The following is a 25,061-nucleotide window of genomic DNA, read 5'->3' as shown; positions in this document are numbered from 1 at the left end:
AGAGCTATGACAAGCAAACCCAAAGTCAGCAAGGCGGAGCTGGCGGAGCAGTTCCGGGCGTTTATCGACCCGGACTTCGTCATCACCGATGATGAAACCCTCCGCCCCTATGAGTGCGACGGTCTGGCCATGTACCGGGAAATGCCGATGCTGGTGGTACTGCCGGAAACGGTGGCGCAGGTGCAGCGGGTGATGCGCATCTGCCGCGAGCACGAGGTCCCGGTGGTGGCGCGGGGAGCCGGAACCGGTCTGTGTGCCGGTGCCATGCCCCACAAGGACGGCGTGGTGCTGTCGCTGGCAAAGTTCAACCGCATTCTGGACATTGACCCGCTGGCCCGCACGGCCCGATTGCAGCCCGGCGTGCGCAACCTGGCGATCAGCGAGGAAGCGGCCCGCTATGGCCTCTACTATGGGCCGGATCCGTCGTCCCAGATTGCCTGCACCATCGGTGGCAACGTGGCCGAGAACTCCGGTGGCGTGCACTGTCTGAAATACGGGCTGACCGTGCATAACCTGCTGAGCGTGCAGATGGTCACCGCCGATGGCGAGCGGGTGACCCTGGGCAGCGATGGCCTCGATGTTTGCGGCATGGACCTGCTGGCGTTGATCACCGGCTCCGAGGGCCTGCTGGGCGTGGTGACCGAGGTCAAGGTCAAACTGCTGCCCCGGCCGGAAGTGGCACAGGTCATCATGGCCGGTTTCGACAGCGTCGAGAAAGCCGGTGACGCGGTGGGCGGCATCATCGCCCATGGCATCATCCCCGGCGGCCTGGAGATGATGGATAGCCACGCCATCATCGCCGCGGACGATTTCGCCGGGGCCGGTTACCCCCGCGAGGCCAAGGCCCTGCTGCTGTGCGAGGTGGACGGAACCCGGGAAGAGGTGCACGAACACATCGCCGAGGCCGAGGCGGTGTTCCGCAAGCTGGGCGCCACCTCGATCCGCACCTCCCAGAGTGAGGAGGAGCGGGCGCTGCTGTGGAAAGGGCGCAAATCCGCGTTCCCGGCGGTGGGGCGGATTTCGCCGGATTACTACTGCATGGACGGCACCATTCCGCGCCGGCACTTGGCCCGGGTGCTGCTGGCCATGGAGGCGATGTCGAAGGAGTTCGGCCTGCGCGTGGCCAACGTATTTCACGCCGGCGACGGCAACTTGCATCCGCTGATCCTGTTCGACGCCAACGTGCCGGGGGAATTCGAGCGCACCGAGGCTTTCGGTAGCCGCATCCTGGCGCTGTGTGTTGACGTCGGCGGCTGCATCACCGGCGAGCACGGCGTGGGCGTTGAAAAGATCCGGCAGATGGCGGTGCAGTTCAACGACCTCGAGCTGCAGCAGTTCCACGACGTGAAGGCCGCGTTTGACCCGAGCGGCATCCTCAACCCCGGTAAGGGGGTGCCGACGCTCAAGTTCTGCCAGGAATACCGCTCGCTTGAACACTCACACAACACGCAGGAATCGACGGACGCCAGCCATGGCTGATCTTACCCAACAGTTGCAGGAGCAGGTGCTCCAGGCCCGGGCACAGGGCCAGAAACTCAATATCGTCGGCGGTGGCACCAAGGTCTTCCTGGGCCGGGCCGCCGACCCGGAAGCCGGCACCCTGAGCCTAGCCGGACACACCGGCATCGTTGAATACCACCCGGTAGAGCTGGTGATGACGGTACGGGCCGGTACGCCGATCCAGGACATCGAGGCGGCCCTGGAGGAACAGGGCCAGGCCCTGCATTTCGAGCCGCCCCGGTTGGGCGCGGCCTCGACCATCGGCGGCACCCTGGCCTGCAATCTCTCCGGCCCGGCCAGGCCCTGGAGCGGTTCGATCCGGGACCAGGTGCTGGGCATCCGGCTGCTCAACGGCAAGGGCGAGCACCTGCGCTTTGGTGGCCAAGTGATGAAGAACGTCGCCGGCTACGATGTCTCCCGGTTGCAGGCCGGGGCCATGGGCACCCTGGGCGTGATCACCGAGATCAGTCTGAAGGTGATGCCAAGCCCGGCGGCGACCCTGACCCTGGTTCAGGACATGGCGATGGACGAGGCCATTGCCTATATGAACCGCCGGGCCGGTGAGCCCAAGCCGCTCAGCGGCGCCTGCTGGCTGGACGGCCGGGTGTACCTGCGTCTGTCTGGCGCCCGCACCGCCGTGGAAGCGACCGCCGAACAGTGGGGTGGGGAGGTGCTGGCGGATGGCGAGGACTTTTGGCAGCGGCTGCGTGACCTGCGGCACGACTTCTTCGCGGATGCCGACGCACCGCTCTGGCGCTTCTCCGTCAACTCGACCGCGCCGACGCCGCCTCTCAACGGCCGCTGGCTGATTGATTGGGCCGGCGCCCAGCGCTGGTATCTTGGCCGGGCGACGCTGGCCGATCTGGCGCCGCTGGCGCGGGAGGCCGGAGGGCAGGTCAGCCTGTTCCGGGGCGGCGACCGCAGTGGCGAGGTGATGCATCCCCAGCCCGAACCGCTGCGGGCGATTCAGCGCCGGCTCAAGCATGCGTTTGACCCCGACGCCCTGTTCAATCCTGGCCGTCTCTACACCTGGTTGTAATTATGCAAACGAATCTGGTTCAACAATTCGCCAATACCCCGGAGGGCCGGGAGGCCGAAGCCATCCTCCGGGCGTGTGTCCATTGCGGCTTCTGCACGGCCACCTGTCCCACCTATCAGGAACTGAACGATGAGCGGGACGGACCGCGCGGCCGCATCTATCTGATGAAAATGTTTCTCGAGGGCGAGCCGGTGACCGAGAAAACCCGGGAGCACCTGGACCGCTGTCTGACCTGTCGCAGTTGCGAAACCACCTGCCCCTCCGGGGTGCAGTACGGGCGCCTGGTGGACATCAGCCGCGCCTTGATCGAGCGGGAAGTGCCGCGCCAGCCCCGAGACCGCTGGCTGCGCTGGGCGCTGGCCCGGGTGCTGCCCAACCGGCACCTGTTCGGAGTGCTCCTGCGTCTGGGGCAGCTGTTTCGGCCGGTGCTGCCGCCGGCACTGAAAACCAAGGTGCCGCCGCGCAAACACGCCAGCCCCTGGCCGACGGCCCGTCACAACCGCATCGTGCTGGGCCTGGCCGGCTGTGTGCAGCCTTCGGCCACACCCAACACCAATGCGGCGGCGGCGCGGGTGCTCGACCGGCTCGGCATTACCCTGGTGGAGGCTACGGAGGCCGGTTGCTGCGGCGCGGTCAATTACCACCTGTCCGAACACGAGCGGGGGCTCGACCGCATGCGCCGCAACATCGATGCCTGGTGGCCCGCCATCGAGGCCGGCGCCGAGGCCATCGTCATGACCGCCTCGGGGTGTGGCGCCATGGTTCAGGACTATGGTCATCTGCTCAAGGACGACCCGGTCTACGCCGCCAAAGCCCGCCGGGTCAGCGAGCTGTGCATCGATCTCGGCGCCTTCCTGCTCAAGCAGGATCTGGAAACGCTCCGGGTCGGGCGGGATCCCGGCAAGGTGGCATTCCATTGCCCGTGCACCTTGCAGCACGCCATGAAACAGAATGGGGTGGTGGAGCAGGTGCTCACACGCGCCGGCGTGACCCTGGCGGAAACCCGGGACAAGCATCTGTGCTGCGGCTCCGCCGGTACCTATTCGGTGTTGCAGCCGGACCTGAGCCAGCGCCTGCTGGACAACAAGCTCAAGGCACTGACCGTGGACAACCCGGACCGTATCGTTACCGCCAACATCGGCTGCCAGATGCATCTGGAAAGCCGTGCTCCGGTTCCGGTTCAGCACTGGATCGAACTGCTGGACGCCTGACTTGGCCGGCGCCTGGCCCGGCCCAGGCACCGACGCTATACTCCGGGGCGACAACCGACGAACCACAGGGAGTGGAATACGATGCCAAGGATGCTGGCTCTGCTGCTGTCGTGCCTGTTGCTGCCAGGCACGGCCCAGTCCGAGGTTTACCGCTGGATCGACAGCCGCGGTTCGGTGCATTTTTCGGACCGGCCGCCGGGCCGGTCCCACCAGACCGTCACCCTGTCACCCACCGTCACCGTGCCCATGGCTGACAATCTGGAGGCATCCCGCCGGGTTACCGAAACCCGCCAGGATGTCAGCCGCCTGCTGTCCGACGGCGACCGACCCGGCAGGCCGGACCGGCCGGCGGTGGCGGATGAACCGGAGCCGGACCCGTGTGACGGGTACCGGCGGAAATTGGAACAGGTGCAGGCGCAACTGCGCGCGGGCTACCGGAACGACCGGGGCAACCGGTTGCGGGCCCGGCGCCGGGAGCTGAGTCAGGCCTACAGCCGTGAATGCGTGCTGCGCTAGGCCGCGCGCTTGAAGCTGGCCAGGGCCACGGCCGCGGTCACGAACAGGCCGCCGAACAGCCGGTTCATTTGCCGTTGCCGGCTGGGCGTGGTCAGGAACCGGAACAGCTGGCTCGCCAGCAGGGCATAGCCCAGCATGACCAGGCAGTCCACCGCGATCAGAGTTATCCCCATGGTCAGCAGCTGCGGGCCGTGGGGCGCATCCGCCACCAGAAACTGGGGAAACAGGGCGATCAAGAACACCGTCGCCTTGGGGTTGGTCAGGTTGACCAGGGCTGCCTGCCAGAACTGCTGGCGGTGGCTGACCACGGCCGAGCCGGTGGTGTTGGCGATATGCACCGGTTCCCGCCACTTCTGCACCCCCATCCAGACCAAGTAGGCCACCCCCAGCCACTTGATGACCAGCAGCGCGGTGGTGGAGGAGGCGACCAGCGCGCCGAGCCCCGCGCCCACCAGGAGGATCTGGGCGCCATAGCCCAGTTGCAGGCCGAGAATCGCGGGCAGGGACCGCCGGACCCCGTATTTGAGCCCGTTGCTCATGGTGTTCACCGCCCCGGCGCCTGGCGACAGGCTGATCAGGACGGCGGCCACGAGGAAGGTTAGCCAGAGGGTGAGGGTCATGACCTGGACTCCTGAATACGGCGCTGGGGGCTGGGTTCTGTCGCGACGTGAACGGCGTCGCGTCAACGGTACATTCTGTACCCATGCCCGGCGGGATTCAAATGGCGGTTGAACGTCCACGCCGGCGGTTTTCCGGGCCCGGCCGGCCGTCTCTTCCGCCGTTGACACAAAAGCTTCACATCCCGTCGGGCCGAACCTGCTACCCTGTTGTGTTTCTTCGAGCACAGAGACGGAGCCAGGGTTCGATGAGAATCATCGCCTTTTACAGCCCCAAGGGCGGCGTGGGCAAAACGGCCGCGGCCGTCAACATCGCGTACCTTGCCAGCCGTGACCAGGTGGCCACCCTGCTGTGGGACCTGGACCCCCAGGGGGCGGCCGGCTTCTATCTTGCCGGCGCCCAGCCGGTCAAGGGCCGCAAGTTGTCCCGCCTGCTGGAGGGCAAGGCGCCCATCGCCCGCTTCGTCCACGATGATGTGTATCCCGGCCTCGATGTGATTCCGTCCCACCCCAGTTTCCGCAATTTCGACATTCGCCTGAACCAGGACGAAGAGGGCAGCCATTCCCTGAAGAAGCTGCTGGCTCCGCTCTCGGAGGAAACCAGCCTGGTGGTGCTGGACTGTCCCCCCACGCTGTCCCGGCTCACCGAGCAGGTGCTGGAGCTGGCCGACCGCGTCTATGTCCCGCTGGTACCCACTTGGCTGTCGCTGAACAGCTGGAAGCAACTGCAGGCATTCGTCAAAAGCCAGAAGCTGCCCGCCAAGAAACTGCGTCCTTACTTCTCGTTGGTGGACCGTCGGAAGAAGCTGCACCGGGAACTGACCGAATCCTCCGACCCAGGCATTGAGCGGCTGCTCGATGTGGCCATTCCCTACGCCAGCGTGGTGGAACAGATGGGCGAGCAGGGACAGCCGTTGGAAGTGCTGGCGCCCAACACCCCTGCCGCAGAAAGTTTCCGGCGACTTTGGCAGCGTATTCGCGAGGACCTTTGGTAGCGGATACCCGGGCGTCGGGTCATCAAACTGTCATTCCTTTTCGTTTGAATGCCTCTGCGGACCGCCCCGGCAACGGGGGATTCGGTCATTCCTGGCCGGGCACACAGCCCCCGGCGTTTTCTGGATGAGCGGAGAAACGACGTGTCGATCATGCTGGAAGCGGTGCAGTCCCTTGCCGTACAGACCGTCTGGCAGGGTGAGGGCGTGGAAGTGGTCGCCCTGGGGACCCGGGATGCAAGCGGGTTTTTCTCACCGCGGCGCTTCGAGGTTCACATCCCCGGAGACGCCGTGCTCTACCGCAGCGACAGCCAAAGCGCCGCCTTTCATTATCTGGACATATTGTTGGGCTATGCTGTGATGGAAAACTGACCCGGCTCAGTTTTTTCCGACGTGACATGATTTACAGTGCGGTTGTTACGTTATGTAACCCTTTCCTGAACAGGAGGCTCCCATGAACGCCCGCCACTTGTCATTGTTCGCCCTTGATGACCCCCTGCTGACCATCCAGCCGCACCCCTCCGAGCCCGGAGCCGAGCCGGACCCGAACAAGGAAACCTTCGACCTGTGCGGCAAGGATGGCCGAGTCCTGGGCTATGTGAAAACCTGGATGCACGCCGACGGCTTTGCCGGTTACGTGCGTTTTGATCTCGACGGCAACATTCAGCAGTGGGAAATCTGCGGCAAGCCCGGCAGCGACCTGCACTGATTCGTCCTGGTGTCTGCCCGCGCCCGTCATGCGATGTGATTGGATCCGGCTCGAGAGTCCGGGGAAAAAACCGTAGTATGGGGTCGGGTGGTTGTGGCTGGCGTTCGCCGGCCCGCCGAGGCGCAAGACACCGGGATGACTCATGAAAGACCTGGATCAACACAAGAAAATTGCTGTATTGATTGACGCCGACAATGCCCAGCTCTCCAAGCTGTCGCTGATACTGGAGGAGCTGTCGTCCCACGGCCACGTGGTGACCAAACGGGCGTACGGAGACTGGTCGGCCGATACCCTGAAAAACTGGAAGACCACACTGAACGAGCTGGCCATTCAGCCCGTCCAGCAGTTCGCCTATACCCGGGGCAAGAACGCCACCGACGCATCGATGATCATCGATGCGATGGACCTGCTGTACTCGAAGAAATTCGATGCCTTTGCCCTGGTCTCCAGCGACAGCGACTTCACCAAACTGGCCTCCCGGCTACGGGAAGACGAAATCTACGTGTTCGGCTTCGGCGAACAGAAAACCCCCGTGTCCTTCCGGAATGCCTGTGACGACTTCCTGTTTACAGAGAATCTCTCGCTCGATCCGGCCGAGGACTTGGCGGAAACCGCCCGGCCGGCCCAGAAATCCGGCCCCACCAAGGCTCCCGAGATCGTCCGCCTGCTTCGCCGTGCCTGGGACCACGTTCAGGATGACCAGGGCTGGGCCACGCTCTCCGCCGCCGGTTCTTTCCTTAAGCGCGCCAAGTCCGACTTTGACCCCCGCACCTACGGGGCGAAAAAATTCTCCGATCTCTTCTCCGACCTGAGCGATTACTTCGAAACGCAGAAGGCGCCGGGCGGCGGTGGCATCCGGGCCTACCGGCCGGCAACGGGGAAGAAGGGGTAGGGGAGCCCGCCCGATACAAGGAGACATACCGTGACAGAACTCTTCGAGCTTGGTCTGAAGATCCTGAAGAGCCAACCGTTCAGCATGCTGCTGGGCACCGAGCTGGAGGTGTTCGAGCCCGGTAAGGCGGTGCTGTCCCTGGCCATCAACGACTCGCTGAAACAACAGCACGGCTTTGTGCACGGCGGCGTGATCAGTTACCTGGCCGACAATGCACTGACGTACGCTGGCGGGTCGCTCCTGGGAGACTCGGTCACCTCCGAGTACAAGATCAATTACCTGCGCCCCGGTATCGGCGACACGCTGGTCGCCCAGGCCTCCGTGTTGTCGTCCGGAAAATCCCAGGCCGTATGTCAGTGCGAAGTCATCGCAATCCAGGACGGAGAACGGCGCACGGTGGCGTTTGCCCTGGGGACCATTCGAAAGGTCGGCGACTGATCGGAATCAGGAAAACCGCAACGCATGGGCCCTGCGGGCCTCGCGATACCCTGATTTCTGCCCGGGGATGACGGAACACCGGCCGCCGAGTCAATCTCCTGACAACGGGAGAAAAAAGAGACGAGGACATTTCGCGGGCATTAGAAGCAACAAAGCCCGCACAAGGCGGGCTTTGTCAGGGAATTCGGATGGTGCCCGGAGGCGGAATCGAACCACCGACACGGGGATTTTCAATCCCCTGCTCTACCAACTGAGCTATCCGGGCGTGTTGCGTGCTGCGCTGCAACGGGGCGCTATTAAACCGGTTTCGATGGGGCGAGTCAAGGCCGTCCGGCAAAAAAAATCCGCATCGTTTCAAGGCCCCGACGCCGGTGTCGAAGCAGGTTATTTTTCCGGCGGAACGTAGCCTTCGGCCTTGTCGAAAGGCTCGTTGTTGAAGAAGCGTTCCATCTGCGCCTGGAGGTATTTCCGGTTGTTCGGGTCCATCAGGTTCAGGTGTTTTTCGTTGATCAGCATGGTCTGCTGGGCCTGCCACTCTTCCCAGGCTTGTTTCGAGACGTTCTCGTAGATGTCCTGGCCCTTGGGGCCGGGCATTGGGGGGAAGTCCAGGCCTTCCATCTCTTTCTGGTATTTGCGACAGAATACGGTGCGGCTCATCTCGGCTCCTGTATCGATTGGCAACCAGCCGGGATCATACCAGATCGACCCCGGCGATGGGGGGCGGCTAGAGCAGGGCGGCCTGTTCGGGTTCGGTGAGCAGGCCGCGGATCGGAGCCGGCAGCCCCAGGGTGAGGGCTTCGTCCCGGTACAGCCAGCGGAACCTGGCCGGCTCGGCGATGGGGGGCTGGGCGAGCACGGTCAGGCGGGCCGGCTGTATGTGCAGGTGGTAGTGGCTAAGGGTATGGCGGAAGGCACCGATCAGTGTGGCCTCGGAGCACGCCAGCCCCAGCTCGCTCAGGCAGGCGTGGGGCAGCTCTTCGGCGGTGTAGGCCGGGTCCAGCTCGGGCAGGCTCCAGAGTCCGCCCCAGATGCCGGTAGGGGGGCGGCGCTCCAGCAGGATGCGGCCGTCCCGGTCTTCCAGGATCACCATCCAGGTGCTCTTTTCCGGTTTGGCCTTTTTCGGACGGGGCTCCGGGAAACGGCCGGTTGCGCCCCGGGCCCGCGCTTCGCACCCGCTGCGCACCGGGCAGGCATCGCAGCGGGGGGCGCTCCGGGTACAGATCAGGGCGCCGAGGTCCATGATGGCCTGGGTGTAGTCCCGCACCCGCTGTTCCGGGGTGTGGGTTTCCGCCAACGTCCACAGGCGGTTGAGCACGCGGGTCTGGCCCGGCCAGCCGGGAACGGCATGGTAACGGGCAAGCACCCGTTTGACGTTGCCGTCGAGGATGGCGGCTCGCCGGCCGTAGGCCTGGGCCACGATGGCGGCGGCGGTGGAGCGGCCAATACCGGCCAGGGTCTCCAGGGTCTCCGGATCCTCGGGGAAGCGACCGCCGAACTGTTCCACGACTTGGCGCGCGGCCTTGTGCAGGTGACGGGCCCGGGCGTAATAGCCCAGCCCGGACCAGTGGCTGAGCACGTCGTCCACCGGGGCCCGGGCTAGGGTTTCCACGTCCGGGAACCGGGCCATGAAGGTTTCGTAGTAGGGGATGACGGTGGCCACCTGGGTCTGTTGGAGCATGATTTCCGAGACCCAGACGCGGTAGGCGGTGCGGTCGTGGTGCCACGGCAGGTCGTGCCTGCCGTGTTGGTCGTACCAGGTGAGCAGTTGCTCGGCGAAACGGTCGGTCATTATTGGAACAGGCCCTTGAGTTTATCTCCCAGTGTGTCTTCAAGCTTTTCTTTGACTTTGTCCTCGGCCTTGCTCCTGGCTTTTTCCAGTTCCTTCTTCGCTTTGGCCTTGGCGGCGTTCGCGGCGATGGTCTTCAGGGTGTCGCGGAAACGGGAGCCGTCGAAGGAGCACAGACCGGCTGGGTCCTCGGTGAAGTTGCCCCGGCATTCCACGGGAATCACCACGTTTTCAACGTATTCGGTGACCCGGCAGGCCGGGTCCCGGTGCACCTCGCCAACGATGCGCAGGCCGGCCTCGTAATCCAGGTGGCTGCGTGCCAGGTCGACGGTACCCTGGCCTTCCAGCTTCATGCCGGCCAGGGAGGCGACCAGTTGGGTGTTGTTCAGGGTATTGCCCTTGATGACGAGGGTGCCGTTCATGTCGTTGAACGGCGTGGTGCTGCCCCAGTCGGTGGTGGTCAGTGATTCCTGGTTGACCAGGGCGATGCCCTGGCAGGCCATGTGGGTCAGGTTCATGCGCCGGAACTCGCCCTGGGCAAGATTGAAACGTACCTGACCGTCGGCGTTTTCCCGCAAGGTGGACAGGCGGTTGCCCCGGCTGTTGAGCTTGAGCTCCAGGTTGGCGCCGCCGGCGAGCAGGTCCATGTCGGCGAGATCCTGCAAAAGCGGCAGGGCCTGAACGTCGGTCACGCTGGAGGCGAGGTTCCAACTTGGGGTGTCGCTGCGAGCATCGAGCGTAGCGTTGGCCGTGAATCCGCCCTGATAAAGCTTGCCTCCGAACTCATCCAGTTTCAGCACGCCGTTGCGGGCAAGGAGGCTGGCCTTGAGGTCGTCGATGGTCAGATGGCTGATCACCAGTTGGCTCAGGCCGAAGTCGATGTCCAGCCGCAGCGAGCGCAAGGTCTCAAGCGGCAGCAGCTCGGCGTCCTCCGATGCTGAGCGGGCCGTGGCGGTGGCCTCGGTGTTTGGGGTGTCGTCGGTCGCCGTGGGTTCAGGTGGCAGGTAGCGGTCGGCGTCAAGCCGGTCACCCTGCAGGCGGAAGACGAGCGCGCCGTCGGCGAGAGTGTAGCGGCCGCCGCCCTGGAAGCGGGTGTCGTCCAGCCTCAGGGTCAGGTTGTTCAAGGCCACCTTGCCCGCTGCGCCGCCGATGTCGGTGGACAGGGCAAGGGCGTTCAGGACATCGTTGTCCCGGGTGTCGATCGGAGCCTGGCCCAGTGCTGAGAGCAGGTTCTTCAGGGAGAATTCCTGAATTGCCAGCGAGCCGTTCAGGGCGGCGTTGTCGCCGAAGCCCTGGATGTTCAGGTCGGTGGTCAGGGTCAGGTCGGCAAGGCTGGCCTTGAGGTTGGACAGACGGGCGGTTTCCGCCGCCAGGTTAACCTGCGTGGCGCCGCTGAGCTCGGCACGGACGGTTTTCCCCGCGAACGGCTCTCCCGTCAGGTCGAAGGTGGCCTGCAGCTGCGAGGCGGTGAAGTCGTTCAGTGCCTCGTTGACAGCGAGTCGGGCATCGATGTGACCCTCCACCGTCAGGTCGGGGTTGGTCGTGCTTACCTGGAACTGGATGGCCAGCGGGAATTCGGAGCCCAGGGTGATGTCACTGGCGGTGAGCGAGAAGCCGTCCAGCGTGACCGACTGGCCAGCCGCCGGGTCCCGGTAGTGGACCCGGGCATCGCGGATTTCCACGTTTTCCACGTTGAAGTCGAGCGGCCGGCGCTCGCCGGTTTCCTCGACCGGAGTGTCGGTTCCGGCGGTGGTCTCGGTGGCAGCGGCCGGGGCGCCGCTCTCCGGCTTCATGATCCGGGTCCAGTTACCCTCACCCTGGGCGTTCACCTCCAGGTTGGCTTCCAGGCCGTCGAGCACGAAGGTGTGGACCCGGGGGGACAGGGTGATCAGGGACCACAAGTCAACCTGCGCGACCAGCTGGCGTAGCGCCACGAAACGCTGACCTTCGAGGGTGGCGTTGACGTCGTTCAGTTCCAGGCCGAGCGGCAGCAGGGACCAGCCAATGTCGCCCTCGAGCTGGAGGTCCAGGCGGGTTTGCCGCTCAACGGCCTGCTCGATCTGGGGCTTGTAGTCGTTGGGGTCGATCACCGCCATGGCGATGGCCACAGCCAGCACGGCGAGCATGACAATGGCGACGATGGCGATCAAAAGGTAGCGCACAGCTTTCATGGTCAAGGCGTCCTTTTCCGGTGAACTTGGGGGGGCCAGGTGCCTACCCGGGCGGATAACGGCAAGGATAACGCAGGGTTAACAAATTAACAGCGCGGGAATATGACAATGCGGTAGTGTTGGTACAGAATATGGAGTCTGATTTTACTGAGCGGCGCGGTTCCGGCTGCCGGGAACATGCGTCTATAAGGACAAGAAGGAGTAGGCTGTGGCGATCACTGTGTCGATCGAGTTGAACCGGGATATTGAACTGCCCGCGGGGTATGACGAAGTCTTTGAGCTGCTGGCCGATGTGCCGCGTTCCGCCAGCCACTTTCCGAAAGTGGACAAGCTGACGGATTTGGGTGACAACTGCTACCGCTGGGAAATGGAGAAGGTGGGCGTGGACAAGCACGCGATTCAGTCCGTGTACGCCTGTCGCTATGTCGCGAACAAGGACGCCGGCCGGATCACCTGGGAGCCGATTCCCGGCGAGGGCAACGGTGTGGTGCGGGGTTCCTGGACCCTCACGGCCAAGGGCGATGCGGTGACCGCCGTCCGGTTCCAGACCAGCGCGGAACTGACGGTACCGCTGCCCAGCCTGCTCAAGCTGGCCATCAGTCCGGTCATCAAGCACGAGTTCAACAGCCTCGTGGATACCTACATGAGCAACCTCAAGAAGGCGTTCTGACGCTATTGCTCCGATAGTGACCGTTGCGGGACTCCGCTGTCCAGAATCGGTATAATCCGCACTCAAAGAGTCGACGGCAGTCCCGCCGGTTACTGATAACGGAGTCTCCATGGCCGAACGCAAGGCTCGGGTAGAGCGCAACACCCTTGAAACCCAGATCACGGTTGAGATCAATCTCGATGGCACCGGCAAGGCCAGTTTCGATACCGGTGTCCCTTTCCTGGAACACATGATGGACCAGATTGCCCGTCACGGGCTGGTCGACCTGAACATCGTGGCCAAGGGCGACCTGCATATCGACGACCACCACACCGTGGAGGACATCGGTATTACCCTCGGTCAGGCGTTCAAACAGGCACTGGGCGACAAGAAAGGCATTCGTCGCTACGGCCATGCCTATGTGCCGCTGGATGAGGCCCTGTCGCGGGTGGTGATCGACCTGTCCGGCCGCCCCGGGCTGTCCATGGATGTGCCCTATACCCGCGCGTCCGTGGGGGGCTTCGACGTGGACCTGTTCGAGGAGTTCTTCCACGGTTTCGTCAATCATTCCATGGTGACCCTGCACATCGATAACCTGAAGGGCAAAAACACCCACCACCAGATCGAGACGGTGTTCAAGGCCTTTGGCCGTGCCCTGCGCATGGCCATCGAAATGGACGAGCGCATGGCCGGGATCACCCCGTCCACCAAGGGTGCGCTGTAACCCGATATCGACAGGACCTCTCACTGACCTATGAAAACCGTCGCCATCATTGACTACGGCATGGGTAACCTGCACTCCGCCCGCAAGGCCGTGGAGCATGTTGCCCCGGACGTCACCGTCCTGGTGACCGACAACGCCGACCACATCCGCGAGGCCGATCATGTCATCCTGCCCGGGGTGGGGGCCATCCGTGACTGCATGGCCGAGATCCGCCGGCTGGGCGTCGATGCCCTGGTCCGGGAGGTTTCCCGGGATCGCCCGTTTCTGGGAATCTGCGTTGGTATGCAGGCGCTGATGGCGCGCAGCGAGGAGAACGGCGGGGTTGACGGCATTGGCCTGTTCCCCTCGGAAGTCCGCTATTTCGGCGACCGCCTGATGGAGCAAGGAGAGCGCCTGAAAGTGCCGCACATGGGCTGGAACGAGGTGTTCCAGACCCAGGCACATCCCCTGTGGCACAAAATTCCCGACGGCGACCGTTTCTACTTCGTGCACAGTTACTACGCCGAGGCCGACGGCAACCCGGACATGGCCGGGCGCGCCCACTATGGCGTCGATCTGGCGGCCGCGGTTGCCCGGGACAACATCTTCGCCGTGCAGTTCCACCCGGAAAAAAGTGCCCGGGCGGGGCTGCAACTGCTGAAAAACTTTGTGGAGTGGTCCGGCAACTGACGGCCACCGGAACGAACAACACGGACATTGCCCTATGCTGATTATTCCCGCCATCGACCTCAAGGACGGTAAATGCGTCCGCCTGCGCCAGGGCCGGATGGACGATTCCACCGTCTTTGGTGACGACCCCGTGGACATGGCTTCCCGCTGGGTGGAGGCCGGTGCCCGCCGCCTGCACCTGGTGGACCTGAACGGCGCCTTCGCCGGCGAGCCGGTGAACGGCGAGATCGTCCAGGCCATCGCCCGAAAATACCCGGATCTGCCGATTCAGATCGGCGGCGGCATCCGCTCCGTCGAGACCATCGAGGCGTACCTGAACGCCGGGGTGCAGTGGGTGATTATTGGCACCAAGGCGGTCAAGGAGCCGGACTTCGTGACGGAGATGTGCCGCCGTTTTCCCGGCCACATCATCGTCGGCCTGGATGCCAAGGACGGGCGGGTCGCCACGGATGGCTGGGCGGAAGTCTCCGAGGTGCAGGCGGTGGACTTGGCCCGGCGCTTTGCCAACGATGGCGTCGAGGCCATCGTCTACACCGACATCAGCCGCGACGGCATGATGCAAGGGGTGAATGTGGAGGCCACCGCGGCGCTGGCCGAGCAGGGCGGCATTCCGGTAATCGCCTCCGGGGGGGTCACCAACATGGACGACATCCGGCGACTGGCGTCGGTGGCGGACCGAGGCATTGTCGGTGCCATCACCGGCCGGGCCATCTACGAGGGTACCCTCGATGTGGCTGAAGCCCAGGCCTTCTGCGACAGCCTGAAGCGCTGAGGGAGCGACCATGGGACTGGCCAAACGCATCATTCCGTGCCTGGATGTGGACAAGGGGCGCGTCGTCAAGGGGGTGAACTTCGTCGACATCCGGGACGCGGGAGATCCGGTGGAAGTGGCCCGCCGGTACAATGAGCAGGGTGCCGACGAGATCACCTTCCTCGATATCACGGCCAGCCACGAGAGCCGGGACACCACCTACGAGACGGTAGAACGCATGGCCGCCGAGGTGTTCATTCCGCTGACCGTCGGTGGTGGCGTGCGCACCGTCGAGGACATCCGCAGGCTGCTCAATGCCGGAGCCGACAAGGTGTCCATCAACACCGCCGCGGTCTTCAATCCGGAGTTCGTGCGCGAAGCGGCCGACCGCTTTGGCAGCCAGTGCATTGTGGTGGCCATCGATGCCAAGCAGGTCAGTGCCGATGGCGAGCCGCCCCGCTGGGAAATCTTCACCCATGGCGGTCGCAAGCCCACCGGGCTCGATGCCGTGGCGTGGGCGCGCCGGATGGTGGAGCTGGGCGCCGGTGAGCTGTTGCTGACCAGCATGGACCGGGACGGAACCAAGATAGGCTTTGATCTGGGCCTGACCCGCGCCATCAGTGACGCGGTGGCGGTGCCGGTGATTGCCTCCGGCGGCGTTGGCGAGCTGCAGCACTTGGCGGACGGGGTCACCAAGGGCGGCGCGGATGCCGTGCTGGCGGCGTCCATTTTCCACTTCGGCCAGCACACCATTCCCGAAGCCAAGGCCTTCATGAAGGCCCAGGGCATCGAGGTCCGGGACTGAGTCCCGGGCCTTTTAGTTCACGCCTGAATCCGTGTGGGCATAGGCCGGCCGGATGGCCTGCTTTTCGCCTTCCGCGAACATTTCCCGATTGTCATTGCGAATGGCCCAGACGCCGCTGACGGTGGCGATGGCAATCCCCTGGGCATCCAGTTCCGGCAGGTGCTTCTCCAGATAGTCCACGGTCACCTTGTGGGGGTGGCCGATGCCGATCGCCGTGCCGTTCTCCCGTGCGCGCCGGATCAGCAGCTTGAACTGGCGGTCGACGAAGGCCTCGGTCTGTTCATGGTCCAGAAATACGTCCCGGCTCAGGGTCGGTATCCGGTAGGCCCGGGCGACGTCGGCAGCCACCGACGAGGCGATGGTACGGCTGTCCACGAAGAACACCGGGTACTTGTACAGCTCCTTCATGACCCAGTCCATGGCCGTCAGTTGCTGGGTCAGCAGGCTGCCCATGTGGTTGTTGACGCCGCTGACATAGGGAATGGACTGAAGTGCCCGGCGCAGCGTGACGGCCAGGGTCTGCTCGTCCATGTCCGGGGTCAGGCCCCCGGGGCCCAGGCCGATGTTGCGGGTATTCGCCATGGGGGCGTGCAGCATGATTTCCTTGTGCTGCTGGTGCGCCAGGCTGGCGAGCTGCTTGGTGAAGGGGCGGTAGGGCAGGAACGCCAGCGTCAGTGGCTGGTCCATCGCCACCAGGCGGCGCCCTTCCTCCAGGTTGTGCCCCATGTCGTCGATGATGATGGCGATCGTCGGGGGCACGGCCCGCTCCGTGTCGCGGGCCAGGGCGGGGGGCGTGGCGCTGGCCAGCAGGCCGAGCGCCGCCAGCAGCAGGGTTCGGAATTCCCTCACTCGTTGCTTTCCTTGCCGGCGTCCGGTGCTTTCCGGTTCAGGATGTGCAGACCCTTGAGCAGGTTGAGCGCAGAGCGCAGCTGGTAGTCCCGATCGGCCGGTTGTGCGGACGGGTCATCGGCCGCCATCGACTCCTCCGGTGCCTGGCCTTCGTCCTGCCCCTGCAGATGACCACTGAGGTCGGCCTCGGTGAAGAAGGGGCGGCTGTCCAGTTCGGTCAGCTCCGCCGGACGCACCACGATGTCCGGGCGGATACCGGTGGCCTGGATGGAGCGGCCGCTCGGGGTGTAGTAGCGGGCCGTGGTCAGTTTGATGGCATGGGTTTCGTCCAGCGGGATGACGGTCTGGACGCTGCCCTTGCCGAAGGATTGGGTTCCCATGATGACCGCGCGCTGATGGTCCTGCAGGGCGCCGGCCAGGATTTCCGACGCGGAGGCGGAGCCGCCGTTGATCAGGACGACGATCGGGGTGCCCGCGACCAGATCGCCGGGCTTGGCGCTGAAGCGCAGGCGGGAGCTCTGGATGCGCCCTTCGGTGTAGACGATCAGGCCGCTGTCCAGCAGCGCGTCGGCGGTTTCAACCGCTGCCTGCAGGACACCGCCGGGGTTGTTGCGCAGGTCGATGACCAGGCCGTCCAGGTCGCCGCCGTGCGCCTCCTTCAGCGCCTGCAGGGCACTGGCGAACTGGCGCCCGGTCTCGGCCTGGAACTGGGTGATGCGGACATAGCCGTAGCCGTCATCGATCAGGCGACTCTTGACGCTGGTCACTTTGATGATATCCCGGGTCACGTCGATCTCGATCGGTGCGCTTTCGCCCTCGCGCATGATGGTCAGCTTCAGGACCGTGCCGGGCTTGCCGCGCATCAGGTTGACGGCTTCCTCCAGCGACATGCCCTTGACCGGCTGCTCGTCGAGTTTGATGATCAGGTCCCCGGCCTGGACGCCGGCCTTCTGGGCCGGGGTGTCGTCGATCGGGGCGATGACTTTGACAAAGCCGTTCTCCATGCCCACCTCGATGCCCAGGCCTCCGAATTCACCGGAGGTGCTTTCCTCCAGCTCCTCGTAGTCCTTGGGGGTCAGATAGGTGGAGTGGGGGTCCAGATCGGACAGCATGCCTTTGATGGCGCTTTCCAGAAGCTTGCTGTCGGACACTTCCTCGACATAGGCGTCTTTGATGCGGCTGAACACTTCCGTGAACTTGCGCAGGTCCTCCAGCGGCAGCTGGGTTTCCGGGTCGGGCAGGGTGATTTCGACCCGTTCGCCCCGCTGGAGGTTATCCAGCATGTCCCCGGCGTCGTCCTGGGCCCAGGTCGGCCCGGAGGGTAGGATGAAACAGGTGGCCAGGGCGAGGGTGCGCAGTGTGGTTGCAGGAAATGTACTTCTTACCCGTTTCATTCACCTATCCCGTATGGTTTCCAGTCGTTTGGCGGATGCGTTCAATGCCAGACAGTATGGCGTCCGCCGTTGCGTTTGTCAGCCTTTGCCGAGCCGGTCCGCTAACGGGCCAGCCAGCGCCTGGGGTTGTCCGGCTTGCCGTTGTGGCGCACTTCAAAATAGAGCACCGGTTCCTCGGTTCCCCCCGTGCGCCCGGCCAGGGCGATGGTCTCGCCGGCCTCGACCCAGTCGCCGGGGCTGGTAAACAGGCTGCTGCTGTGGCCGTACAGGGTCATGTAGCCGTCGCCGTGGTCGATGATGGTGATCAGGCCGAACCCCCGCAGCCAGTTGGCGAACACCACCCGACCATAGTGAATGGCCTTGACCGGGGCGTCCTCGGCGGTGCGTATCAGCAAGCCGGTACGGCGCAGCTTGCCGTCCGCGTAGCGGTCCCCGAAACCGCTGATCACCTTGCCCTGGACCGGCCAGGGCAAGCGGTTCCTGAGCGAGGCAAACGGTTGTGATTCGTTTGGCGCGGGAATATCGGCGATGGCGCGCTGGACTTCCTCCAGCAGCGCCTCCAGGCGCTTGCGGTCGGCCTCCAGTTCGTCGCGCTGGTTCCTGCGGCTGCGGATGTCGGCTTCCAGCGCCGCCAGGGTGCGTTCGCGGGATTGGCGGGTCGCGCTCAGCTGCTGCTGGCGCCGCGCCAGGTCCTGCTCGGATTCGGCCAGGTGGGTCCGGGTGGCCTGTGCCTCGGTCTGGGTCTGCTTCAGGGCCGCCAGGCTGCGGCGGAAGGCTTCCAGGCGCTCGACGGTGTTGCGGCTGAGGTATTCGTAGTAGGTCAGGGTCCGGGCGATGCGGCTTGGGTCCGCCTCGTTCAGCAGGACCTTGAGGGCGGGGGTGTCGCCCTCCATCCAGGCTGCGCGGATTTGTTGGCGGAGGCTGTCGCGCTGGCGTTCAAGGGTGTCACTGAGCCGGGCCGCCTCCTGTTCGAGTTGCTGCAGGCGCTGCTGCTGTTGTTCGATCTGCCGGCGCAGCGCTCGGCGCTCCCGGGTCAGCTGGCCGATGCGACGCTCGGTGGCGCTCAGTTGTCGCTCCAGGGCGGAGCGATCCTCCTCCGCCTCGGCCAGCCACTTGTCGATGGCTCCGATGCGTTCGCGCAGGTCTTCCAGCTGCTCGGGGGTGACGTCGGTGTCCGGCGGCGCGGCCACCGATAGCGCCCCCAGCAACAGGCTGAGGGCTAGCACCGGAATGCGGAGTGCCTTCAAGGCGAGGCTGAGGCCGGGTCAGGACAGTTCGACCAGGCTGTGCCCGGTCATTTCCCCGGGCTGTTCCAGCCCCATCAGTGTCAGCAGGGACGGCGCCACGTCGCTGAGGCTGCCACCGTCCTTGAGGCGCACCTGGCGGGGGCCGGTGTAGACCAGCGGTACCGGGCCAACGGTATGGGCGGTATGCACTTGGCCGGAGTTGGGGTCGGTCATCTGTTCGCAGTTGCCGTGGTCAGCGGTGATCAGGGCTTCGCCCCCCATCTCGTCCAGCGCCTCGACCACGCGCTTGAGGCAGAGGTCCAGGCATTCGGCGGCCTTGATCGCCGCCTCCAGCTTGCCGGTGTGTCCGACCATGTCGCCGTTGGCGTAGTTGCAGATCAGCAGGTCGTACTTGCCGCTGCGGATGGCCTCGACCAGTTTGTCGGTGACCTCCGGAGCGCTCATTTCCGGCTTCAGGTCATAGGTGGCCACCTTCGGAGACGGCACCAGGATCCGGTCTTCGCCCTCGAACGGGGTTTCCAGGCCGCCGTTGAAGAAGAAGGTGACGTGAGCGTATTTCTCCGTCTCGGCGATCCGCAGCTGGGTCTTGCCCAGCTTCGAGACATACTCGCCCAGGCCGTTGGTGAGCTGCTCGGGCGGGTAGGCGCAGGCGGCCTGGATGTCTGCGGCATACTCGGTAAGCATCACGAACTCCGCCAGCTCCGGGACCTTGCGACGGGCAAAGCCTTCGAGGCTCTTCTCCACGAAGGCGCGGGTCATTTCCCGGGCCCGGTCGGCGCGGAAGTTCATGAACAGCACCGTATCGCCATCGTGAATCAGGCCGTCGGGCTCGCCGTTGGCACGGATGAGGGTCGGCTTGACGAACTCGTCGTTCTCGCCGCGCTCGTAGGCCTGATCCAGTGCCTCCAGCGGGTCTGCCGCCGTGAATTCGGCTTCGCCCAGCACCATGGCGTTGTAGGCCGCTTCGATCCGGTCCCAGCGATTGTCCCGGTCCATGGCGTAGTAGCGACCGACGAGGGTGGCGATTCGGCCCACGCCCAGGGACTTCAGTTTGGCGGCGGCCTTTTCCAGGGAGGGGCGGGCGCTCCGCGGCGGCATGTCCCGGCCATCCAGGAACGCATGGATGTAGACGGCCTTGGCCCCCCGGCTGGCGGCCAGCTCGGCGGCGGCCAGGATGTGATCCTCGTGGCTGTGGACCCCGCCGGGCGAGAGCAGGCCCATCAGGTGGACGGCGCGACCGCTGCCGACGGCCTTGTCGATGGCAGCGCAGAGCACCTCATTGTGCTGGAAGTTGCCGTCCTCGATGTCCTTGTCGATGCGCGTCAGGCTCTGGTAGACCACCCGGCCGGCCCCAAGGTTCATGTGGCCGACCTCGGAGTTGCCCATCTGGCCCTGGGGCAGCCCCACGAACATGCCCGAGGTGTTGATCAGGGTCTTGGGCTGCTGGGCCCACAACTGATCCCAGAACGGGGTCCGGGCCCGGCTGATGGCGTTGTCTTCGGCGGGGTCGCGGTGGCCCCAGCCATCCAGGATAATCAGTGCAGTCGGCTTGCGCGTCGCGGTCATCACGTCATCCGGTTGGTTGGATTGGGCTTGATACGGAAAGAAGCCCAGATTGTAACCGTTTTCATTTGTGCAGGCCATGTTGTGTCCTTCTGTGACTGCCTGCGGGTGTGTATAATCGCGCCCAAACAAATTGTCAGGATAAGTTCATGGACCGCTTGTTCGAATTCGTCGTCAATCATTACATCCTTGTGTCTTTGTTCGTGGCCTTCCTGGTGGCGATCCTGATCCTGGAATCCCGTCGTGGCGGCGCCAAGATTTCCGCCCAGGCGGCGGTCAGCCTGATCAACCGGGACGAAGCCGTGGTGGTCGACATCCGGGATCGCAAGGACTTCAACGAAGGCCGCATCACCGGTGCCATCAACATTCCCCTGGCCAGTCTCAAGAGCCGGGTGACGGAACTCAGCAAGTTTAAGGACAAGCAGATCATCGTGGTCGACAAGATGGGCCAGCATGCCGCCATGGCGGTCAAGCAGCTGAACGCGGAGGGTTTTTCCCATGTGGTCCGTCTCAATGGCGGCATCGCCGACTGGAAAGCCAGCAATCTGCCGCTGGTGAAGAAGTAACGGGGCGGACCTTGATCTCGGCCGCGTTCTGCCGCACTGTTTCACATAAGCCGGTCGGGCCAAGCGTTACACTGTGACCGGCAATGACATTTCGATAACAATGGGCCCGGGGCCCACGAACGAGAACGTAAAGGACTGAACATGGCTGACAACCAGCAAGCCGCGGGCAATCAGACCCAGCCGCAATTCGCGCTGCAGCGGATCTACGTCAAAGACCTGTCTTTTGAATCCCCCAACGCGCCTTTGGTGTTCCAGGAGCAGTGGAAACCGCAGGTCAACCTGGATCTGAACACCGCCCACACCAAAATCAGCGACAATCAGTACGAGGTGGTGCTGTCCCTGACGGTCACCGCCAAACTGGGCGACACAGTGGCCTACATCGTTGAGGTGCAGCAGGCGGGCGTGTTCCTGGTGCATGGCATCGAGGGGCCGCAGCTGGGGCAGATGCTGGGGGCCTATTGCCCGACCATCCTGTTCCCGTACGCCCGTGAAACCATCGATAACGTGGTGAACAAGGGCAGCTACCCGGCCCTGATGCTGGCGCCGGTGAACTTCGACGCCATCTACGCCCAGGCGCTCAAGCGTAAGCAGCAGGAAGAGGCCGGCGAGGCCGCCAAGGGCGAGTCCCAGACCCACTGATTCCCCCCCTGAGCGGCTCCCGCCGCGACGGCTTTCCAGAAAACCGGCTTCGGCCGGTTTTTTTGTGCCTGCTTGTCTGTGCACATGGGGCTTGATTGGCAAATGAAAAATAATAATAATCGTTATCATTAAGATTTAGAAATAGGGTGCGTGACCCGTGAACAGTCTGACCAAGAATATGACCGCGCTGTCGGTGCTTACTTCGGTGGCGGTTTGGGGGCCGGCTTCGGCTTGGGCAGAGGATGCCAGCCGGGTGGGCTATCTGGATGAGCTGGTCGTGACCGGAACCCGGACGGAGGAAACCCTGTTCGAAACGCCGGTGCGGACCGAAGTGGTCACTTCGGAGGAGTTGCGCAGGACCCATGCCCGCAACGTCAGGGAAGCCCTGGCGTCGGTGCCTGGGGTGCAGTTGCGCGAAGTACATGGAAAATCCGGCTACGAGGTCTGGATGCAGGGCATCCAAGCCGACCGGGTCCTGGTTCTGGTCGACGGCCTGCCGATGACCGCAACCACCGGCTCGGCGGTGGATGTCAGCCAGCTCTCGATTCTTGATGTTGAGCGGATCGAGGTCGTCAAGGGGGCCGTATCCGCCCAGTACGGCAGTGCCGGCATCGGCGGTGTCGTCAATGTCATCACCCGGCGAATCGAACCCGGCTGGCGCGGGAGCGCAACGATCGACGGCGGCAGCTACGGCGAGCAGAACCCCTCCGGGCGTGAATGGGACCTGGGGCGCTACAGCGGCCGGGCCAGTGTTGAGGGGGGCAATGACCACCTGGCCGCCCGCCTGGCGGTGGCCGGCACCCATACCGACGGTGTCGACCCGGAACCCACCACCTGGGCCCGCCCGGGTGACGAGGTGGACCGGCACGACGTCCGGGCCAGTCTGGACTGGATCCCGGCCGCGGGACACCGGGTGGCTGTCAGTGCTGGCCGCTTCGAAGAAGACAGCAACTCCCGTTTTGTCGAGGAGAATCCCCAGAACCCGGTGGATTTGGGCAAGGATGAGCAGGTCCGGCGCTGGCGCTGGGTGGTGCAGGGCGAGCATGGGGCCGCGACCGGGCTGAGCGGAGGCTGGGCGCTGCTGCGGGAGGATCTGTCCGACGACTCCCGCAAGTTCTCGGTCAACCGCGAATACGACATCCGGGAATCGGAGCAGAGCCTGACCCGCGGCTCTGCGCATCTCGGCGCGCCGCTCGGGGACGAACACTACCTGCTGGCGGGGCTGGACCTGCAGCGGAATACCCTGGAGCAAATGAAGGACGGGGATTCCGAACTGGATGGCAGCGGCACCTTTGCCCATGAAACCCACGAATTGTGGCTGCAGGACACCTGGATGCCCCTGTCCGATCTGGAAATCGTCAGTGGTATTCGGGCCCAGCACGATACGGATTTTGGCCACCATCTGGCGCCGAAGGTGAATGCCCGGTTTGATTTCCGCCATTCCCGGGACCTCACCAGCTTCCTGCGCGGTGGCGTGGGTGCCGGCTACCGGGCCCCGAATCTCAAGGAACGGCACTACCGGTTCGATCACAGCTCCCTGGGCTACGTCGTCCATGGCAACGAGGCACTGCGTCCGGAGCAATCCGTCAGCTATCAGTTCGGTGGCGGCCTTCACTACCGGCATCGGCTGTGGCTGGAGGGCAACCTGTTTTACAACGACATTGACGACCTCATCCAGACCGAGTTGCTGCTCGATGCCGTGGACAACCCCGAGGGCAACTGGGCGGTGTACCGATACGAAAACGTGGCCGAGGCCGAGACCTGGGGCCTGGAAACCACGGCCGGCTGGGAATTTGACGAACACTGGCGCGCGGTGGCCGGCTACACCCTGACCCGGACCCGGGACAAGCAGACCGGGCATGAACTCACCCATCGACCCAGGCACCAGGCCCGTCTGGCCCTGGACGGGCCCCTGCCGGTACCGGGCCTGGCCTGGTCCGTTCGCGTCCGTTACCAGAGTTCGGAATACGTGGACGCCGCCGAGGCGAGCCGCTCCCCCGGCTACGCGGCCGCCGACCTGAAACTCAACTACCAGATCAACCACCGGCTTCGGCTGTTCGCCGGTATCGACAACGTCACCGACGCGCAGCGGGACTTTTCCGACAGCTCGGATTTCCGGCCGGTGGCGGGACGTTTCCTCTACGCCGGCGTGTCCGCGGCGTTCGGTGATTAACCCATGAGTCATGTCAACCTGTACAAAAAGGAATGCATCATGAAGAACCCCTGTGTGACCTCCCGCTGGCTGCCACTGGCTGCGGTGCTTGCTCTGGCCGGCTGTGGTGGCGGCAGCGACAATGAGCCCGGACTGACGTCGGACAACACCGGACTGCCGGAGGGCATGGTCGAGAAAACCCTGCCTGCCGCCAGCGATGAGGTCTATGTCAACCTCGAGACCGGCGAACTGGTAGATCCGAGCGATACCTGGCACCTGAAGGCCAGTCGCCTGACCTTCAACCTGAACGGGGGGGAGTCCGGTACTGGCAACGTCGGCGGTGCCCTGGCCGTGGCCCAGGACGATTTCTACAAGGACAACGGCGACCCGGATGAGAACGTCTTCACCAACGCCAGCGCCAGTTCCGAGCTGGAACACCTGCTGGGCCCGTTCGAGGCCCCGGCGGCATGGCAGACCGACGGCCTTCAGTCCGCGTTCGGGAGCTGGGAAACCTGGTCCAGCTACGACTACAGCACGGGGCAGATCAGCGCCCTGAGCGATATTGGTTACTTGGTGCGATCCGCTGAAGGCAACAGCTTTGCGCGGATGAAGGTGGTGAGCTTCGATTTCCCGACCCGGGCAAACCAGGGCATCCGGGATTTCGAGTTCGAATTCTCGGTACAGGGGGCCGGTGAGGTGGCCTTTTCCGATCAGCCGGTCACCTTCACCCCGCCGGCGGACTATGACGGGGGCGATGCCTGCTTCGACTTTGACTCGGGGCAGGTGGTGGACTGCGACACCAGCGACACCTGGGACGTCATGGTCGGCTTCTCTGGATATAACTGGTACCTGCGCAGCAACAGCGGACCGTCCGGCAGCGGCGATGGCGGTGCGTCGGGCCCCATTGGCTGGGACGAGCTGGACAGCTACGAGGCCGACCCCGGAGTTCCCCAGATCTATGCCCAGGACAGCACCGGTGGCGTGTTCTCGGAGCACACCTGGTACGCCTACAACCTGTTGGGTAACCATAAGATCTGGCCCAATTTCCGGACCTACCTGATCAAGGCCGACATCGACGAGACGGAGGCCTCCGTCTGGGCCCTGCAGATCGTCAATTACTACGACGACGACGGCGTCAGCGGCAATCCCACCATTCGCTGGCATCGGGTGACGCTGAACTGA

26 protein-coding genes and 1 tRNA gene are annotated in these 25,061 nt (G+C 64.3%); 18 read left to right on the top strand and 9 right to left on the bottom strand.

Going from position 1 to position 25,061, the window contains the following annotated elements:
* The first annotated feature begins 6 nt into the window (after positions 1-6).
* From BTO32_RS10900 to BTO32_RS10885, 4 genes are all read left to right on the top strand, one after another.
* Positions 7-1,479, top strand: coding sequence for an FAD-linked oxidase C-terminal domain-containing protein (locus BTO32_RS10900; RefSeq protein WP_076724666.1), 1,473 nt, complete (start codon positions 7-9; stop codon positions 1,477-1,479).
* Positions 1,472-2,539, top strand: a complete 1,068-nt coding sequence (glcE, locus tag BTO32_RS10895; RefSeq protein ID WP_076724665.1) for a glycolate oxidase subunit GlcE — start codon at positions 1,472-1,474, stop codon at positions 2,537-2,539. Before BTO32_RS10900 ends, glcE begins: the two co-directional genes overlap by 8 nt.
* A gap of 2 nt (positions 2,540-2,541) precedes the next feature.
* Positions 2,542-3,750: a glycolate oxidase subunit GlcF gene (gene glcF, locus BTO32_RS10890; RefSeq protein ID WP_076724664.1), complete on the top strand. Its 1,209-nt coding sequence runs from the start codon at positions 2,542-2,544 to the stop codon at positions 3,748-3,750.
* 81 nt (positions 3,751-3,831) lie between these two features.
* On the top strand, positions 3,832-4,266 hold the full coding sequence (locus BTO32_RS10885) for a DUF4124 domain-containing protein (protein ID WP_076724663.1): 435 nt from the start codon (positions 3,832-3,834) through the stop codon (positions 4,264-4,266).
* Here the strand turns inward: BTO32_RS10885 and rhtB are convergent.
* The gene (rhtB, locus tag BTO32_RS10880) at positions 4,263-4,886 is read right to left on the bottom strand and encodes a homoserine/homoserine lactone efflux protein (RefSeq protein WP_076724662.1); all 624 of its coding nucleotides are present in this window, start codon (positions 4,884-4,886) and stop codon (positions 4,263-4,265) included. The genes BTO32_RS10885 and rhtB overlap by 4 nt on opposite strands.
* Positions 4,887-5,131: 245 nt before the next feature.
* Here rhtB and BTO32_RS10875 point away from each other — a divergent pair, with 245 nt between their 5' ends.
* The 5 genes from BTO32_RS10875 (at position 5,132) to BTO32_RS10855 (ending at position 7,914) form a co-directional block, all read left to right on the top strand.
* Positions 5,132-5,878, top strand: coding sequence for a ParA family protein (locus BTO32_RS10875; protein ID WP_076724661.1), 747 nt, complete (start codon positions 5,132-5,134; stop codon positions 5,876-5,878).
* A 141-nt stretch (positions 5,879-6,019) separates the two neighbouring features.
* A complete protein-coding gene (locus tag BTO32_RS10870; RefSeq protein ID WP_139339059.1) occupies positions 6,020-6,247 on the top strand; it encodes a hypothetical protein in 228 nt (75 codons plus the stop codon).
* A gap of 82 nt (positions 6,248-6,329) precedes the next feature.
* A complete protein-coding gene (locus BTO32_RS10865) occupies positions 6,330-6,584 on the top strand; it encodes a hypothetical protein (protein ID WP_076724659.1) in 255 nt (84 codons plus the stop codon).
* Between the two features lie 142 nt (positions 6,585-6,726).
* On the top strand, positions 6,727-7,476 hold the full coding sequence (locus tag BTO32_RS10860) for an NYN domain-containing protein (protein ID WP_076724658.1): 750 nt from the start codon (positions 6,727-6,729) through the stop codon (positions 7,474-7,476).
* Positions 7,477-7,506: 30 nt separating this feature from the next.
* Positions 7,507-7,914 (top strand): PaaI family thioesterase, encoded by a 408-nt coding sequence (locus BTO32_RS10855; protein ID WP_245820318.1) that lies wholly within the window; start codon positions 7,507-7,509, stop codon positions 7,912-7,914.
* Between the two features lie 189 nt (positions 7,915-8,103).
* On the opposite strand, the gene BTO32_RS10850 is transcribed toward BTO32_RS10855, so the two are convergent.
* The 4 genes from BTO32_RS10850 to BTO32_RS10835 all read right to left on the bottom strand — a co-directional run bounded on the left by BTO32_RS10850 (position 8,104) and on the right by BTO32_RS10835 (position 11,871).
* Positions 8,104-8,179: transfer RNA gene (locus tag BTO32_RS10850), tRNA-Phe, on the bottom strand.
* Positions 8,180-8,298: 119 nt separating this feature from the next.
* The gene (locus BTO32_RS10845) at positions 8,299-8,571 is read right to left on the bottom strand and encodes an oxidative damage protection protein (RefSeq protein WP_076724657.1); all 273 of its coding nucleotides are present in this window, start codon (positions 8,569-8,571) and stop codon (positions 8,299-8,301) included.
* A 67-nt stretch (positions 8,572-8,638) separates the two neighbouring features.
* Positions 8,639-9,703 (bottom strand): A/G-specific adenine glycosylase, encoded by a 1,065-nt coding sequence (gene mutY / locus BTO32_RS10840; RefSeq protein WP_076724656.1) that lies wholly within the window; start codon positions 9,701-9,703, stop codon positions 8,639-8,641.
* Positions 9,703-11,871, bottom strand: coding sequence for an AsmA family protein (locus tag BTO32_RS10835; protein WP_076724655.1), 2,169 nt, complete (start codon positions 11,869-11,871; stop codon positions 9,703-9,705). The genes mutY and BTO32_RS10835 overlap by 1 nt, the downstream gene beginning before the upstream one ends.
* 208 nt (positions 11,872-12,079) lie before the next feature.
* Here BTO32_RS10835 and BTO32_RS10830 point away from each other — a divergent pair, with 208 nt between their 5' ends.
* From BTO32_RS10830 to hisF, 5 genes are all read left to right on the top strand, one after another.
* Complete coding sequence (locus tag BTO32_RS10830; protein ID WP_076724654.1) at positions 12,080-12,541, top strand: SRPBCC family protein; 462 nt, start codon at positions 12,080-12,082, stop codon at positions 12,539-12,541.
* Between the two features lie 109 nt (positions 12,542-12,650).
* On the top strand, positions 12,651-13,244 hold the full coding sequence (hisB, locus tag BTO32_RS10825; RefSeq protein WP_076724653.1) for an imidazoleglycerol-phosphate dehydratase HisB: 594 nt from the start codon (positions 12,651-12,653) through the stop codon (positions 13,242-13,244).
* Positions 13,245-13,274: 30 nt separating this feature from the next.
* Entirely contained in the window at positions 13,275-13,913 is a 639-nt protein-coding gene (hisH, locus tag BTO32_RS10820; RefSeq protein WP_076724652.1) for an imidazole glycerol phosphate synthase subunit HisH, read from the top strand.
* A gap of 34 nt (positions 13,914-13,947) precedes the next feature.
* Entirely contained in the window at positions 13,948-14,685 is a 738-nt protein-coding gene (hisA, locus tag BTO32_RS10815) for a 1-(5-phosphoribosyl)-5-[(5-phosphoribosylamino)methylideneamino]imidazole-4-carboxamide isomerase (protein WP_076724651.1), read from the top strand.
* A gap of 10 nt (positions 14,686-14,695) precedes the next feature.
* Positions 14,696-15,469: an imidazole glycerol phosphate synthase subunit HisF gene (hisF, locus tag BTO32_RS10810; RefSeq protein WP_076724650.1), complete on the top strand. Its 774-nt coding sequence runs from the start codon at positions 14,696-14,698 to the stop codon at positions 15,467-15,469.
* Positions 15,470-15,481: 12 nt separating this feature from the next.
* Here hisF and BTO32_RS10805 read toward each other — a convergent pair whose 3' ends face one another.
* From BTO32_RS10805 to gpmI, 4 genes are all read right to left on the bottom strand, one after another.
* Positions 15,482-16,318 carry a divergent polysaccharide deacetylase family protein gene (locus BTO32_RS10805; RefSeq protein ID WP_425435226.1) on the bottom strand — a complete coding sequence of 279 codons (837 nt, stop codon included), beginning with the start codon at positions 16,316-16,318 and terminating at the stop codon, positions 15,482-15,484.
* Positions 16,315-17,712, bottom strand: a complete 1,398-nt coding sequence (locus tag BTO32_RS10800) for a S41 family peptidase (RefSeq protein WP_076724649.1) — start codon at positions 17,710-17,712, stop codon at positions 16,315-16,317. The genes BTO32_RS10805 and BTO32_RS10800 overlap by 4 nt, the downstream gene beginning before the upstream one ends.
* A gap of 101 nt (positions 17,713-17,813) precedes the next feature.
* Positions 17,814-18,959, bottom strand: coding sequence for a murein hydrolase activator EnvC family protein (locus BTO32_RS10795; protein WP_139339058.1), 1,146 nt, complete (start codon positions 18,957-18,959; stop codon positions 17,814-17,816).
* Positions 18,960-18,977: 18 nt separating this feature from the next.
* Positions 18,978-20,525: a 2,3-bisphosphoglycerate-independent phosphoglycerate mutase gene (gene gpmI, locus BTO32_RS10790; RefSeq protein WP_076725079.1), complete on the bottom strand. Its 1,548-nt coding sequence runs from the start codon at positions 20,523-20,525 to the stop codon at positions 18,978-18,980.
* A 146-nt stretch (positions 20,526-20,671) separates the two neighbouring features.
* Between gpmI and BTO32_RS10785 the strand changes: the two genes are divergently transcribed.
* The 4 genes from BTO32_RS10785 (at position 20,672) to BTO32_RS10770 (ending at position 25,061) form a co-directional block, all read left to right on the top strand.
* A complete protein-coding gene (locus BTO32_RS10785; protein ID WP_076724648.1) occupies positions 20,672-21,088 on the top strand; it encodes a rhodanese-like domain-containing protein in 417 nt (138 codons plus the stop codon).
* 141 nt (positions 21,089-21,229) lie between these two features.
* A complete protein-coding gene (secB, locus tag BTO32_RS10780; RefSeq protein ID WP_076724647.1) occupies positions 21,230-21,727 on the top strand; it encodes a protein-export chaperone SecB in 498 nt (165 codons plus the stop codon).
* Between the two features lie 157 nt (positions 21,728-21,884).
* Complete coding sequence (locus tag BTO32_RS10775; protein ID WP_245820317.1) at positions 21,885-23,900, top strand: TonB-dependent receptor plug domain-containing protein; 2,016 nt, start codon at positions 21,885-21,887, stop codon at positions 23,898-23,900.
* Positions 23,901-23,903: 3 nt separating this feature from the next.
* On the top strand, positions 23,904-25,061 hold the full coding sequence (locus tag BTO32_RS10770; RefSeq protein WP_084206833.1) for an HmuY family protein: 1,158 nt from the start codon (positions 23,904-23,906) through the stop codon (positions 25,059-25,061).

It is taken from the genome of Marinobacter lutaoensis, assembly GCF_001981305.1.
In the GTDB taxonomy this organism is placed as follows: Bacteria; Pseudomonadota; Gammaproteobacteria; order Pseudomonadales; family Oleiphilaceae; genus Marinobacter; species Marinobacter lutaoensis.
Note: the sequence above shows the minus strand (reverse complement) of the source record. Positions and strands in the feature narration are given on the sequence as shown.

Excerpts from the sequence above, each read along its gene's own strand:
- BTO32_RS10900 (WP_076724666.1), top strand. The coding sequence starts at position 7 with ATGACAAGCAAACCCAAAGTCAGCAAGGCGGAGCTGGCGGAGCAGTTC.
- glcE (WP_076724665.1), top strand. The coding sequence starts at position 1,472 with ATGGCTGATCTTACCCAACAGTTGCAGGAGCAGGTGCTCCAGGCCCGG.
- glcF (WP_076724664.1), top strand. The coding sequence starts at position 2,542 with ATGCAAACGAATCTGGTTCAACAATTCGCCAATACCCCGGAGGGCCGG.
- BTO32_RS10885 (WP_076724663.1), top strand. The coding sequence starts at position 3,832 with ATGCCAAGGATGCTGGCTCTGCTGCTGTCGTGCCTGTTGCTGCCAGGC.
- rhtB (WP_076724662.1), bottom strand. The coding sequence starts at position 4,886 with ATGACCCTCACCCTCTGGCTAACCTTCCTCGTGGCCGCCGTCCTGATC.
- BTO32_RS10875 (WP_076724661.1), top strand. The coding sequence starts at position 5,132 with ATGAGAATCATCGCCTTTTACAGCCCCAAGGGCGGCGTGGGCAAAACG.
- BTO32_RS10865 (WP_076724659.1), top strand. The coding sequence starts at position 6,330 with ATGAACGCCCGCCACTTGTCATTGTTCGCCCTTGATGACCCCCTGCTG.
- BTO32_RS10860 (WP_076724658.1), top strand. The coding sequence starts at position 6,727 with ATGAAAGACCTGGATCAACACAAGAAAATTGCTGTATTGATTGACGCC.
- BTO32_RS10845 (WP_076724657.1), bottom strand. The coding sequence starts at position 8,571 with ATGAGCCGCACCGTATTCTGTCGCAAATACCAGAAAGAGATGGAAGGC.
- mutY (WP_076724656.1), bottom strand. The coding sequence starts at position 9,703 with ATGACCGACCGTTTCGCCGAGCAACTGCTCACCTGGTACGACCAACAC.
- BTO32_RS10835 (WP_076724655.1), bottom strand. The coding sequence starts at position 11,871 with ATGAAAGCTGTGCGCTACCTTTTGATCGCCATCGTCGCCATTGTCATG.
- hisB (WP_076724653.1), top strand. The coding sequence starts at position 12,651 with ATGGCCGAACGCAAGGCTCGGGTAGAGCGCAACACCCTTGAAACCCAG.
- hisH (WP_076724652.1), top strand. The coding sequence starts at position 13,275 with ATGAAAACCGTCGCCATCATTGACTACGGCATGGGTAACCTGCACTCC.
- hisA (WP_076724651.1), top strand. The coding sequence starts at position 13,948 with ATGCTGATTATTCCCGCCATCGACCTCAAGGACGGTAAATGCGTCCGC.
- hisF (WP_076724650.1), top strand. The coding sequence starts at position 14,696 with ATGGGACTGGCCAAACGCATCATTCCGTGCCTGGATGTGGACAAGGGG.
- BTO32_RS10800 (WP_076724649.1), bottom strand. The coding sequence starts at position 17,712 with ATGAAACGGGTAAGAAGTACATTTCCTGCAACCACACTGCGCACCCTC.
- gpmI (WP_076725079.1), bottom strand. The coding sequence starts at position 20,525 with ATGACCGCGACGCGCAAGCCGACTGCACTGATTATCCTGGATGGCTGG.
- BTO32_RS10785 (WP_076724648.1), top strand. The coding sequence starts at position 20,672 with ATGGACCGCTTGTTCGAATTCGTCGTCAATCATTACATCCTTGTGTCT.
- secB (WP_076724647.1), top strand. The coding sequence starts at position 21,230 with ATGGCTGACAACCAGCAAGCCGCGGGCAATCAGACCCAGCCGCAATTC.
- BTO32_RS10770 (WP_084206833.1), top strand. The coding sequence starts at position 23,904 with ATGAGTCATGTCAACCTGTACAAAAAGGAATGCATCATGAAGAACCCC.